This is a genomic window from Embleya scabrispora, assembly GCF_002024165.1.
GTDB classification, from domain to species: Bacteria; Actinomycetota; Actinomycetes; order Streptomycetales; family Streptomycetaceae; genus Embleya; species Embleya scabrispora_A.
This window is the reverse complement of sequence record NZ_MWQN01000005.1, coordinates 153991-166973: the sequence shown is the minus strand read 5'-3', so window position 1 is coordinate 166973 and position 12983 is coordinate 153991. Positions and strand designations below refer to the sequence as shown.

The 12983-nt window shown below is 72.6% G+C and carries 5 protein-coding genes; all 5 read right to left on the bottom strand.

What is annotated here, in order from left to right:
- Positions 1-373: 373 nt before the first annotated feature.
- The 5 genes from B4N89_RS45465 to B4N89_RS45445 all read right to left on the bottom strand — a co-directional run bounded on the left by B4N89_RS45465 (position 374) and on the right by B4N89_RS45445 (position 12881).
- A complete protein-coding gene (locus B4N89_RS45465) occupies positions 374-1873 on the bottom strand; it encodes an IMP dehydrogenase (RefSeq protein ID WP_078982579.1) in 1500 nt (499 codons plus the stop codon).
- A 187-nt stretch (positions 1874-2060) separates the two neighbouring features.
- Positions 2061-3305, bottom strand: coding sequence for a hypothetical protein (locus B4N89_RS45460; protein WP_078982577.1), 1245 nt, complete (start codon positions 3303-3305; stop codon positions 2061-2063).
- Complete coding sequence (asnB, locus tag B4N89_RS45455) at positions 3278-5134, bottom strand: asparagine synthase (glutamine-hydrolyzing) (RefSeq protein ID WP_161501053.1); 1857 nt, start codon at positions 5132-5134, stop codon at positions 3278-3280. Before asnB ends, B4N89_RS45460 begins: the two co-directional genes overlap by 28 nt.
- Entirely contained in the window at positions 5131-12195 is a 7065-nt protein-coding gene (locus B4N89_RS45450) for a non-ribosomal peptide synthetase (RefSeq protein ID WP_078982576.1), read from the bottom strand. The genes asnB and B4N89_RS45450 overlap by 4 nt, the downstream gene beginning before the upstream one ends.
- Positions 12192-12881 (bottom strand): DUF6875 domain-containing protein, encoded by a 690-nt coding sequence (locus B4N89_RS45445; RefSeq protein WP_078982575.1) that lies wholly within the window; start codon positions 12879-12881, stop codon positions 12192-12194. The genes B4N89_RS45450 and B4N89_RS45445 overlap by 4 nt, the downstream gene beginning before the upstream one ends.
- Between the last annotated feature and the right edge of the window lie 102 nt (positions 12882-12983).

The window sequence follows — 12983 nt, the reverse complement described above, 5'->3', positions numbered from 1 at the left end:
GGGCAGCTCGCGCCGGCGACGGCCACACGACACCGCCGGCGGATGCCGCCTGCGTTGGGGTGGACGGGTTTGCCCGGGGGGTACGCCCACGGTGGACGCACGCCCCGCCCGTGCAGCGGATCCGTTCGTGAGGGTGGTGGCTCAAACGTCCGCCCGCCGCGGTTCCCCGTCTGCGGTGACCGCCGGGAAGCGGGCGAGCGCGGGTCGCCGGCCGGCGCAACCGCAGCGGTGCTGCAATTCCCGCCGGTCCACCGGACGGCGAAGTGCCACGAGTCGGCGTCGGTGGCCCTGGCCGGTCGCCGGGTCGAGTTGCAGCGCCGGCGGCGACGCGGAGCATGAATCGTTCGGCGCCGGCGCTGTCCTCGGTTCCGGTCTATTCACCGGCGTCCTGGGAGTGGTCGCGGACCATGACCTCGGCACCGGTCTGGCGGTGGCTCTGTTCGGACACGGGCACCAGGATCGCGGAATCGCGGAACGCCGGCAGGGACGTGGACCCGCAACTGATCAGCGTGGCCTTGAGTTTGGCGACGGTGATGGGAACGGTCTGCTGGAGGCTTCCGGCGTAGGGGACGTAGCCGTCGACGCCTTCCTCGAAGGCGATGTCGTCGCCGCCCTGTTCGTAGCGTGCGATGTTGCGGGCGCGGGCGGAGCCTTCGCCCCAGTATTCCTTGAGGAGGCGCCCGCCGATGCGAACCCGACGGTTGGGGCTTTCGTCGAAGCGGGCGAAGTAGCGGCCGAGCATAATGAAGTCCGCGCCAAGGGCGAGGGCGATGGCCATGTGGTAGTCGGTCAGCAGGCCGCCGTCGCAGCACAAGGGCACGTACACCCCGGTCTCCTGGGCGTAGGCGTCACGGGCGCGGGCGACGTCGATGAGGGCGGAGGCCTGGCCGCGGCCGATGCCCTTGGTCTCGCGGGTGGTGCAGATGGAACCGCCGCCGATGCCGACCTTGACCCAGGCGGCGCCGGCGTCGGCCAGGTAGCGGAACGCGCGGGCGTCGACGACGTTCCCGGCGCCGACGTGGACGTCGGCGCCGTACTTGTCGCGGACGAATTCCAGGGTCTTGGCCTGGTAGACGCTGTAGCCGTCGGAGGAGTCGATACACAGGACGTCGGCGCCGGCGTCGACGAGGGCGGGGACGCGGTCGGTGTGGTCGCGGGTGTTGATGCCGGCGCCGACGCGGAAACGTTTGTCGGCGTCGACGCTCTCGTGGCGGAATCGGGTGTGGCTCTCGTAGTCGGCACGCAGGACGACCGACGCCAGCCGGGCGTGGGGGGTCAGCACGGGTAGCACGTCCAGGCGGTGGTGCCAGATGGTCTCGTTCGCGTCCGAGAGGGACACGGCGGCGGGAGCGGTGACCAGGTCCTCGACGGCGCGCATGCGGGTGGTGACGGGGTCGGTGGGGGCGTGCCGGTCGGGGTGGAAGTCGTCGACGGTGATCAGTCCGAGGAAGCGTCCCTCGGCGGTTCCGTCGTCGGTGACGGCGACGAAGTCCTGGGCACAGCCGCGGGTGAGGGCGGTGATGTCGCCGAGGGTGGCGGTGGGAGCGACGTGGAGTTCGGCCCGGCGGAATCCGGCCTTGTGGCCCTTGACGGCGGCGACGTCGGCGGCCTGGGAGGCGATGTCCTGGTTCTGGTGGATGAAGGCCATGCCGCCGGTGCGCGCCAAGGCGACGGCGAGGCGGGGCGAGGACACGGCTTCCATGATCGCGCTGACCAGGGGGGTGGCGATCCGGATGGGCGAGGGCTCCCCCACGCGGTGGCGCACGACGGGTGTGGTCAGGTCGACGTTGGCGGGGGTGCAGTCCTCGGTGGTCAGGTTCGGCAGGAGCAGGTACTCGCTCAGGGTGCGCGACACCTCGGGAAGGATCTTCAACAGTGTTCCATTTCTGACTACGCGAAGGGCTGAGGGGCATCGACCCGATCGCGGGGTGGCCGACGCGGCCGCGGCAGGGCACCGTCGGGTGCGATCGGATTGCTGGGGCGCGGCCGTGCCGCGGGTGCCGGGTGTGTCCGTGCAGCGGAATCGAGCGCTTGCGGACGGTCGCTGCGGTGGCGTGATCCTACCCGGGTGCGGCGAACCCTCGCGTCGCGTCGGACGGCACACCCGGTCGGTCGTACGGGAGTTCGCGGTACGCGCCCACCGTTACGTAATTCGTCGGTGCGCGTAGGCGGGAGTTCTCGACACCGGAGCGCCGGCGCAGCAGTTCCCAACTGTGTGCTTCCAGGGCCCGGATGCGGGGCGCGACGTCGACGGGTCGGGTATGGGCGGTGGTCAGGATGTCGGCGAGTCGGGTGAGGAGGTCGGGGAGTTCAAGGTGTTCGAGTGCGCGCAGGCCGGTCGCGAAGCCGCGAGGCGCCGCGTCGGCGGGTGGAGGGCCGGCCAACTGCCACAGGTAGGCGCCGGTGAGGGTGACGGTGGGGTCGTCGGGCGGGCGGGTCAGGGCGAGGATGGTATTGGAGAGGACGTCGCCGAGGACGAAGGTGATGTCGCGGGTGTCGGCCGCGCCGTGGCGCAGGCGTTGCCAGGCGGCGAGGCGGTGTGTGGTGGGGAATCCGTGGGTGAACGCGCGGTCGGGGTCGTGGCCGGTGTGTTCGAGGAGGTCACGGAGGGGGGCGTCGCCGTCGATGTCCAGGGTGTGTCCGACTTCGTGGGCGACGAACATGTCGATGGTCAGGGCGTGGAGATCACAACCGGCGCGGTCCAGTGTCCGTAATCGGGCGACGCCGGCGAGATGGGCGGGGGTGGGTCGGCGGCCGGGGGCGCATCCTCGGGCGAGGCGGGCCAGGACGGTGGCCACGATGGTGATGGCGTCGGGTTGCAGGAGGAAGCCTGGGTGGTCGGGCAGGGAGAAGGCGTAGTAGCCGCGGCCGTGTCCGGAGGCGGCGATCTCCTGCGTGGTGTGGAACGGGTGTCCGTGGCGTGTCCGGGCGTGGGGGTGGATGCGCAGCGCGGCGAAGCTGCGTCGGTTGGCCCAGGCGGCGATGCCGTCGCAGACGTGTCCGCGTTCGTCTCCACCGACGAGGGTGCGGGCGGTGAGGAGCTCGTCGCGGTCGGGCGGGGGCGCGGTGGCGGGGCGTAGGCGTCGGATGGCGTCGGCGAGAAGGTGGGGTCGATGGTCGGGCCGGTCCAGGAACGTGTGGACGGCCTCGGGGCCGTGGCGGTGGTGGAGTTCGCGCAGGGTCATGTGGGTGGGGTAGTCGAGGGGATGCTCGGAGGCGAGTTGGTCCGCGGTGACGGCGGACAGGGTGGTGTGGTGGTGGGTGTCGGCGAGCCGTGTCAGCGCGTCGAGATTGCGGTGGTCCATGGCGTCGTCCCTGGGTGTGGGTCGGGGGCGGGCGGTGTCCGGAGTTTGCGGTGCCATCGCCACAGGGTCAGCGCCTGCCACAGAAACTGTGGCGTGGCGTCGACGAGTTCGGCGGTGGCGGGCAGGTGGAGCAGGTGGCCCAGGAGCGGGTCGGCGCGGAGTTCGTCTTCGTGGGTGCGGGCGAGGGCGGCGAGGGAGTGTTGCGTGCCGGTGGGGTCGGGCCAGGGGAAGACCTGCTTGGGTCGGTCGACCAGGACGGCCGGCAGGCGGGTGGTGAGGGCGCGGCGCAGGAGGGCTTTGCCGTGGAGGGCGCGGCGGTCGACGTGGGCGTCGAAGGGTTCGCGGAAGCACGCTTCGACGATGTGGTGGTCGAGGAAGGGGAAGCGGGCCTCGACGCCGGCGCGCATGCTCAGGTAGTCCTCGAATTGGAGGATGCGCGGGAGTTGGAGGTGGACGAGGAGGCGGTGGGCGCGCTCCAGCGGTGGTCCCTCGAGGCCGGCGTGGAAGTCGAGGACGGCTCGGTGGGCGCGGGTGCGGTGGGCGAGGACGTCGGGTGAGAGTCCTGGGGCCTGGCGGGAGGCGGGCAGGGAGAGCAGGGGCGTGGTGTGGGGGTTGCGGACGTCGTGGAGGTGGCGGACGAAGGAGGGTTGGTTGATGTAGCCGCCCATGAGTTCGTCGGCGCCTTGGCCGTTGAGGACGACGCGGTGGCCGTGGGCGGCCACCGCGCGGTAGTTGTCCAGGATGCTGGCGTGGCGCAGGTCGCCGCCGGGGGCGGCGAGGTCGCAGGTGTCGTCGATGTCGTCGAGGGTCAGGGCGTGGGGTCGGGCAAGGACGCGGTGTTCGATGCGGTCGGGGTGGAGTCGGGCAAGGATGCGGCTGTGGTGCAGGTCGCCCTCGCGGTCCTGGTCCGGGGCGGCGCCGGAGCTGTCGGTGTGGACGACGGTAAAGGCGGTGACCGGGAGGGTGGAGGCGGCGATGGCGGTGATCGCGCTGGAGTCCAGTCCCCCGCTGAGGAAGGTGGCGGCGGGGACGTCGCCCATGAGCATGGAGGTGACCGCGCTCTCCAGGTGGGTGGCGAGTTCGCGGGCGCGCACATCGCGGTGACCGCCGCGTTCGCTGGTGGCGGGCAGCCTCCAGTACGTCGATGCGTGGGTGCGTCCGTCGCGGTGCACCGTCAGGCGGGTGGCGGCCGGTAGTGCCTCGACGGCGGCAACCGGTGTCGCGCGGCGGTCGACCTGCAGGGTGGTGGAGCACAGGAGTTGGTGGGCGAGCAGGTCCAGGTTCGGTTCGCGCGCGATGGCGCGGCATTGCAGGAGTGCCTCGATCTCGGAGGCGAACGCGAGAAATCCGGTGCCGCGGTGGAGGTAGAGGGGTTTGATGCCCAGTCGGTCACGGGCCAGGGTCAGCGACCTGGCACGGTGGTCCCAGATCGCGAACGCGTACATGCCGTCCATGCGCTCCAGCGCGCCCGGCCCCCAGCGTTGCCAGGCGCGCAGCACCACTTCGGTGTCGGTGCCGGACGTGAACCGGTACCGGTCGGCGAGGTCGCGGCGCAGCGCGGCGTGGTTGTAGGTCTCGCCGTTGTAGACGATGGTCAGGTGGTCGCGGGTCATCGGTTGGGCGCCGGTGTCGGCGAGGTCGAGCACGCTCAGGCGGCGGTGTCCCAGGACGATGTTCTCGTGTTCGAACAGGCCTTCGCCGTGGGGTCCTCGGTGGGCGAGGGCGCGGGTCATCCGGCGGACGTCCGCCAGGCCGGGTGTATCCCGGGGCGCGTCGGGGGTGCGGATGATGCCGGCGAGGCCGCAGCCGGAGAACACGGGCCCGGTCAACGGGGGCTCGCGTTGCGGAGCACGGTCGCCAGGTGGGCGACGTGCGGTGGCCGGAGCATGGAGTTGTGGTCGCCGGGCACGATGTGGAATTCGGCCGCGGCGCGGCTGCGGGCCTGCCAGGTCGCGTCGTCCGTCGGGGTCGCGGTGCCGTGGTGGGGGCGGACGATCCGCAGCCGGGCGACGGTGCCCTCGGGGCGCCAGTGGTCCAAGGCCTGGTGGTTGCGGACCAGGATGCTCAGGCGTTCTCGCGCACAGGTGTCGTCGCCGGCCGGGACGTGGCGCAGGAGCAGCCGCAGGAGCACGGCGTGGGGGTCGGGTCGGGTGAAGGCATCCTCGATGATGCGGCGCACCGCATCGGAGCCGGGACCGGGAATGATGCGCGCGATGTGGCCGGCCAACGGCAGGGGGTCGTGCGGGCCGACGGGTTGAGGTGGGTCGAGCAGGGTGACGTCCACGGTTTCGCCCCCGAATTCCAGCAGGCGGGTCATCTCGTAGGCGACCGCTGCTCCGAACGACCAGCCGGTGAGGGTGTAGGGGCCGTGGGGTTGGGCGTGGCGGACGCGTCGCACGTAGGCGGCGGCGAGTGCGGGGATGCTCGGGTCGTCGGTGCCGGTGTCGTGGGGCAGGGCGTGGCACAGGTGTCGGGGGCCGAGGACGCGGGCGAGGGGCAGGTAGGCGTCGACGGCGCCGCCGATGGGGTGGACAAGGAAGCGGTCCCGGATCGGGGTGGTCGCGGTGGTGGCGCGGGTGAGGGTGACCACGCGGGCGGCGTGTTCGAGGGCGGCCAGGAAGCGGGCCTTGAGGGCTTCGGCGGCGACGCGGTCCAGGACGGTGGGGTCGTGGGTGATGTGCAGGCATAGGCGGTCGTGGTGGATTGCGGTGCTCACGTGCACGGCGGTGGGGAGCACGTTGCGCGGGCCGATGGCGGTGCCGGTGGGCCGGATGGACGGGATCAGGGCCGCGGTGGGGTCGCCGCCGGTGGTGGTGCGTCCGTGGTGGTTGAAGGTGACGGTGGGTGGGGGCAGGGCGCGGAGCAACTCGCGCAGGGCTGTGGGTTCGCGGTGGTGGAGGGCGCGGCCGTAGCCGGTTCCGCCGTGGGGAACGGCGTCGAGTTGGCGGGTGAACGCGGCGGCGGTGTCGGTGAGTCGGTGGTGTCCTTCGTCGTCGAGGAGCATCGGGTACTGGGCGGTGAACCAGCCGATGATCGCGTCGGCGTGGTCAAGGTCGCCGCGGCCGTGGCCTTCGAGGTGGAGGTGCAACGGCGTGCCGTCGGGCTGTGGGGTGAGGGCGCGGTGCAGCGCGGCGAGGAGCAGCCCGAGGGTGGTGATGCCGTTGCCGGGTCGGGTGAGGTGGCGGGTTGCGTGGGGGGACAGTTCCGCGGCCGTGTGCAGAAGCCGGCCGTGCGGCACCCGATCACCGTCCGGGGGCGGAGGGTTGGGTGCGGCGGCCAGTCGTGTCCACCAGGCGGCGTCGTCGGGGTCGGGCGGGGGCGGGGCGTGGGTGGGCGGGCCGGGGGCGGGCGGGTCGAGGAGGCGTCCGGCGGGGTCGGCGAGGCGGGCGTGGGTGGCGTCGACGTGGTGTCGCCAGATGTCCCAGGACACGGTGTCGACGACGAGGTGGTGGGCGATCACGCACAGGACGCGGCGCCCGGTGGTGGGGTCGCGGAAGCAGGCGAGGCGCCACAAGGGCCCGCGTTGCAGGTCCAGGCCGGTGTGCATCTGCTCGAGGGCGGCGGTCAGTTCGGTGTCGAGGTGAAGGTCGCGTTCGACGACCTCGCCGGGCGTGACACGGTCGTCCAGAACGGCCGTCCAGCCGCCCTCGTGGCGGATGAAGCCGGTGCGGAACGCGTCGTGGGAGGCGATGACGTGGCCAAGGGCGGCCAGGAGTGTCGCGGTGTCGACGCGGTCGGCGACGTCGAATACGCGGGCTTGGTTGAAGTGGTCGGGTTCGGCGAAGTCCTGCGCGAAGAACCATTCCTGGATCGGCGTCAGGGCGATTCGGGTGCCGGCCGGCCGGCGTAGGCCGGGTGCGGATGAGTGAGCGGGGGCACGGTCGAAGTCGGCGGCGAGGGCACGTACGGTGCGTACCCGCAGAAGTTGGGCGACGGACAGGTCGAGTCCTCGGGTCCGCGCGTGGGTGCAGGCGCGGATGGCGGTCAGCGAGTCCCCTCCCGCGTCGAAGAAGTCGTCGTCGATGCCCAGGGATCGGCGTTCCAGGACGGTGCGCCACGTGTCCAGGAGCGTTCGTTCGGTCGCGGTGGTCGCGGAGGCGTCGGTGGCCGCCTGCGGGTTGTGGCAGGGGCGGGGCAGGTGGGTGCGGTCGATCTTTCCGGTGGCGGTGCGGGGCAGTTCGGGCACGACGACGTACGCGGCGGGCCGCATGTGCAGCGGCAGCGTCGCGGCGGCGTGTGCGCGCAGTTCGGGTTCGGCCGGGACGGAACCGGCGTCGGGCGCGATCCACGCCGTCAGGCGGGGTGTGGTGGCGTGGTCGTCGAGGCCGACGTGGGCGTCGCGCACGCCGGGGTGGGTCAGGAGGTGGGCGCGGATCTCGCCGGGTTCGACGCGGTGGCCCCGGATTTTGACCTGGTCGTCAAGGCGGCCGTGGAGTTCGAGGGTGCCGTCGGGGTTGCGGTGGGCGCGGTCGCCGGTGCGGTACAGGCGCACCCCACGCAGCGGCCCGCCGTCGGGCACGACGAACCGCCGGGCGGTCGCGTCGGGGCGCCGGTGGTAGCCGGCGGCGACCCCCACTCCCCCGACGCACAGTTCCCCGCGCTCGCCGTCGGGGACCGGACGCAGGCGTTCGTCCACGACGTACGCGCTGTGGTTGGCGATCGGGGTGCCGATCGATACGGGGGTGGTGCGGGCCGGGGGTGTGCGTCCGGGGGCGTGCAGGGTCGCGGCGGTGCACCAGACGGTGGCTTCGGTGGGGCCGTATTCGTTGTGGAGTTCGGCGTCGGGCAGGCGCCGGGCGTGGGCGCGCACGGTGTCCGGGTCGCACGGTTCCCCGCCGACGGCGACCACGCGCAGGCTGGTCTGCGCGTGGTCGGGGAGGGCTTCGAGGAGGTGGCGGTGGAAGGACGCGACGAGGTTGAGGTGCGTGACCTGGTGGGCGCGGACGAGCGCGAGCACGGTGTCGGGGTCGCGGACGTCGTCACCGGGGCCGGGCAGGACGACCGTGCCGCCGAGCCACAGCGTCCACCATGTGGCGGATGGGGCGACGTCGAACACGGTGGGCAGGGTGATCAGTGTGGTCGGGGGTGTCTGCTCGTAGCGCTCCAGGCGGGCGTGGACGGCCCCGGCGGCGTTGCGGCGGGTGGCGGCCACGGCTTTGGGCACGCCCGTGGAGCCGGACGTGTACACCAGGTATGCGATCTCTTGGGGGTCGCGCGTCGTGCGATCCGGGATCGGTTCCGGGTTGGGGGCCGGTGGGTCGTCGAGGTTCAGGCGGGCGACGGTCGGCGAGGCGACATGTTCGGCGGTGTCATAGGTATGCACGAGGCAGGCGGGGTCGGCGTCGCGGATCAGCAGGTGCAGGCGGGAGGCGGGGGCTGTGGTGTCGACGGCGACGAAGACGGCGCCCAGTCGTTGGACGGCCAGGCATGCGGCGACGTGTTCGGGGGTGTTGCCCAGCGCCAGCGCGACGACGTCGCCCGGGGCGACGTGGTGGGCGGTCAGGTGTCGTTCGACGGTGCGGACGGCGTCTTCGAGGTCGTTGTAGGTCCAGACGCGGTCGCCGCACACGACGGCGGGGGCGTGTGGGGTTCGGGCGCGGGCGGCGTCGACGCCGGTGGGCACGTCGGGGTGGGCCAGCGGTGAGCGCGGGCCGCGGCCGGCGGTGACCGCTCGGGTGACGGGGTCGGGCCCGAGGTGGGGGACGGCGTCGACGCGGGTGTCCCAGCGGGTGGGCAACTCCTCCAGGAGGTGAAGGAATTCTGCGGCCAGGCACTGCACGGTCGTCTCGTCGTACAGGGCCCGGTCGTATTCCCACAGCACGTTCACGCCATCGTGCCTCGTGTCGGTGCCGGGTGGGGCGGGGTGGGGAACGCAGACGATGTTCATGTCGTTCTTGGCGCTGCCGTTGTGTTCGATCCACAGTTCCCCGTGCAGGTCGCCGATGTCGAACGGCGGCCTCGGGGTGTCGTGGAAGGCGAACATAAGCGAGAACAGCGCGTTGCGGACGCCGTCGCGGGGCAGGTCGAGGCGGCGGATCAGGTCGATCAGGGGGTATTCCTGGTGGTCCTGGGCCTGCCACAAGCGGCGGGTGATCTCGCGGATCGTGTCGCCGACGCTGTCGTGGTCGCGCACCGGCAGGCGCAGCGGGAGGGCGTTGACGAACATGCCCAAAACGTCCGCGGTTTGCGGGTGGCGGCGGTTGGCAAACGCGGATCCGATGATCAGGTCGTCCTCGGCGGTGTGGCGGTGCAGCAGGAGGGCGAACGCGGTCAGAAAGACCGCGAAGCGGGTGGTGTGGTGGCGGGCGCACGCCGTGTCGAGGGCGATGACGGTGGCGGGGGGCACGTCGACGCGGACGCAGCCGCCGGTGAACGCCTGCCGGTCGCCGCGCCGGCGGTCTGGCGGGAAGGTGGGCCCGTGCGGCGGGACCCCTGCGAGGGCGGTGTGCCAGTAGGTGGCTTGCGCGCAATGGTCGTCGGTGCCGGTCCAGGCGTGTTGCCAGCGCGCGTAGTCGCGGTATCGCACGGGCAGCGGCGCGAGTTCGGGTTCGCGGCCGGCCGTCAGGGCGGCGTAGACGTCGCGGATCTCGCGCATCAGCACGGTGGCGGACCAGCCGTCGTGGACGTGGTGATGCTCGCTCTGGAACAGCCGCCACCGGTCGGGCCCCAGGCGGAACAGGCGCCAGCGGACCAGCGGCAGGGCGGCGGGGTCGAACGGGGTGCGGGTGAGGACGCGTTGGGACACCAGCATGCGGTGCCGGCCTCGGCCCGGGGTTTCGGCGGTCAGGTCGACCACGTCCAGCGGCACCGTCCACGGCGGGTGGACGACCTGGACAGGGCCGTCTGCGGTGTCGTGCATGGTGGTGCGCAGGATCTCCTGGCGGGCGACGATCCGGGTCAGGGTCTTGGCGAGGACGTCGGGGTCGAGGGGGCCGGTCAGGTCCAGGGCGCATTGCGTGGTGTAGGCGAGGGCGTCGGGCGCGAGGTGTCCGAGGTAGTGGATCTGCGCCTGTTGCGCGGTCAACGGGCTCGGCTTGTCGTCGTCCGGGTGCGCGGCCAGCGGGGGGCGGGTGGTGGCGGGGGCTGCCGCGGCGCGGTCGGCGATCGCGCGGATGGTGGGGTGGGCGAACAAGGCGCTCGCGGGGACGTCGACGCCGATCGTGGCAGCGATGCGGGCGGCGAGGCGCAGGAGCGTCAACGATGACGCGCCGGCCTCGATCAGGGAGGTATCCGGGGCGATCCGGCGGCCCATCAGGTCGGCGACGAGAGCGACGATCGCCCCGTGTGTTCGCCCGGCAGGTTCGGTGTCCTGCACCCGCGGGGCCGGGTCGGTCTCGACAGCCGGGAGGCGGCGGGTGTCGATCTTCCCGGTGGGGGTGCGCGGCATGTTCGCCAGCACGAGGTAGTGGTGGGGCCGCAGATGCGTGGGCAGGCATCGGGCGACGTCGGCGCGCAGCCCGGTCGTGTCGAAGGGAACCTCGGGGTCGATGCCGGCCGGGACGAGGTAGGCGAGGAGGGTGGTGTCCGGGCCGTCGGTCCGGGCGATCACGTGTGCCTGGGCGATGTCGGGCCGGCTCATCAGGACGTTCTCTACGTGAGCGGGTTCGATGCGATGACCGTTGATCTTGACTTGGCGGTCTGCGCGGCCGACGAACACGTGATCGCCGTGTTCGTCGACGACCGTGAGGTCGCCGGTGCGGTAGGCGCGCCGCCCGTCGGGCAGGGTGACGAAGCATCGGGCGGTCAGGTCCGGGCGGTTGAGGTAGCCCAGGGCCAGGTTCGCGCCGCTGATGTACAACTCGGCGGGCACGCTCGGGTCTTCGATCGGGTCGAGGTGGCGGTCGAGTCGGTGGTAAGCGGTGCCCGGGACGGGCCGGCCGATGCTCATGGGCGCGAGGGCGCGAGTGTGCGGGTCGTATATGCGGGCCTGGCTGGTCCACACGCAGGTCTCGCTGGGTCCGTACTCGTTGTGGAGCGTGGTGTGCGGGAGCACGCGGGCGTGCCGGGCGGCGACTTCCTCGCTCCACGCTTCGCTGCCGATGGCGACCACGCGCAGGGCGGCGGATGAGCGGCGGGCGGCGTGGTCGAGGAGGACGGGGTAGAGCGAGGCCGGGTAGAGGAGGTGGGTGATCGCGTGGTCGTGGAGCAGGTCGAGCGTGGCGGGCACGTCGACCAGGCCCGCGGGCGCGATGACCAGGGTCGCGCCGGTGAGCAGCGCCCAGTAGACCGTGCCCGTCTGGACGTCGAACGCGGGCGAGTGCAGCAGGGGGATCGTCTCGGGGGTGCCGTAGGCGTCGAGTCGGGCGGCGGTGGAGGCGAGGAGTGCCCGGTGGGGGACGACGACGCCCTTGGGTTCGCCGGTGGAGCCGGAGGTGTGGACGACGTAGGCCGGATGGTCGCTGTCGCCCATCGGCGAGGTGGTGTTCCTCGGGTGGGTGTCTGCCCGGAGCTGAGCGAGCGTGGTGATGGCGACCCGTGTCCGGTTCTCGCCCGCTCGTAGTCGGCCGGCGCAGTCGGCGTCGGCGACGACCACGGACGCGCCGGACCGGGCAATCACGTCGCGCAGGTAGGAGTCGGGCGCGGCGGGATTGAGGGTGAGGTGGGCGGCGCCGGCTTCCAGCGCGGCGAGCATCACGCACACCAGGTCGATGCCGTTGGGCAGGACGGTGGCGATCAGGCGGGGCAGGCCGCCGGGTCGCGGGGCGTGGGCGGGGCTCAGGGCGCGGGCGAGGATGTGCACGCGGTCCGCGAGCGCCCGGTAGGTGATCGCGATGCCGTCGTCTCGGATCGCGACGCGGTCGGGGAAGCGGCGGCAGGCGAGGGCAAATGCGGCCGTCAGGTCCGGGGCCCGGCGCAGTTCGGCGGCGGTGACAGGGGTGTGGGCGGTCATGACGCATCTCCGGGGTGGTCCGGGCGCAGGCGCGCGTGAAGGCGGGCTCGGTCCGCGGGGGCGAGGTGGTGTCCGAGGTGGCGCGCGAAGTGCCGCAGGTACACGTGGCGTTCGGTGGGCGGGGTCTGCGGGCGGTCCAGGAACATCAGGTCGTGCCGGGAGAGGGCACGCACGGCGAACATCGGCACCGGGCAGCGCATGACGGGCAGTTCGGGGTTGTGGACGCTGGTGACGGTGCTGTGGGCGTGGAACTCGCCGAGCATCAGGCCGCGCGCGACGAACGACATCCGCAGCAGTCGGTGACCGCCGTCGACGAACGCGGACGCGCCCTCGGGCTCCAGGTCCGGGAACAACACCAACAGCGCGGCGGATCGGTGATCGTCGGCGTCGGGGTGGAGGGCGTCGTACAGGTCGCCGCAGTGCGGGCCGACCCGGACGGCCTCCGACGTGGTCGGGGCCTGTGTGCGGGCGGCGACCAGGTGGACGCGGCCGCGGGCCAGGGCCGGGGCAAGGCGTGGGCACACCGCCCCGGGCCGGTTCAGGCGCGCATCGGGGCGCAGCACGAAGTGGTGGATCCAGTCCAGGGCGTGCCGGTAGGCGGGGTAGCGGTCGAACAGCGCGGGAGCGTGTGCGGCGTCGATCAGGGAGTCCGGGTCGAAGGGCGGACTCGGAGCATGCGGGAGCACGGGGTCACCTCGAGGAAGGCGTGGGAAATCGACCGCCGGCCCGAATGCGAGGGGCGGGCGGTGCGCCGGGGCTGCCGGCGTCGGGCGGCGGCCCCGGCGCGG

Coding starts and splice junctions, on each gene's coding strand:
- B4N89_RS45460 (WP_078982577.1), bottom strand. CDS start 3,305: ATGGACCACCGCAATCTCGACGCGCTGACACGGCTCGCCGACACCCAC.
- B4N89_RS45450 (WP_078982576.1), bottom strand. CDS start 12,195: ATGACCGCCCACACCCCTGTCACCGCCGCCGAACTGCGCCGGGCCCCG.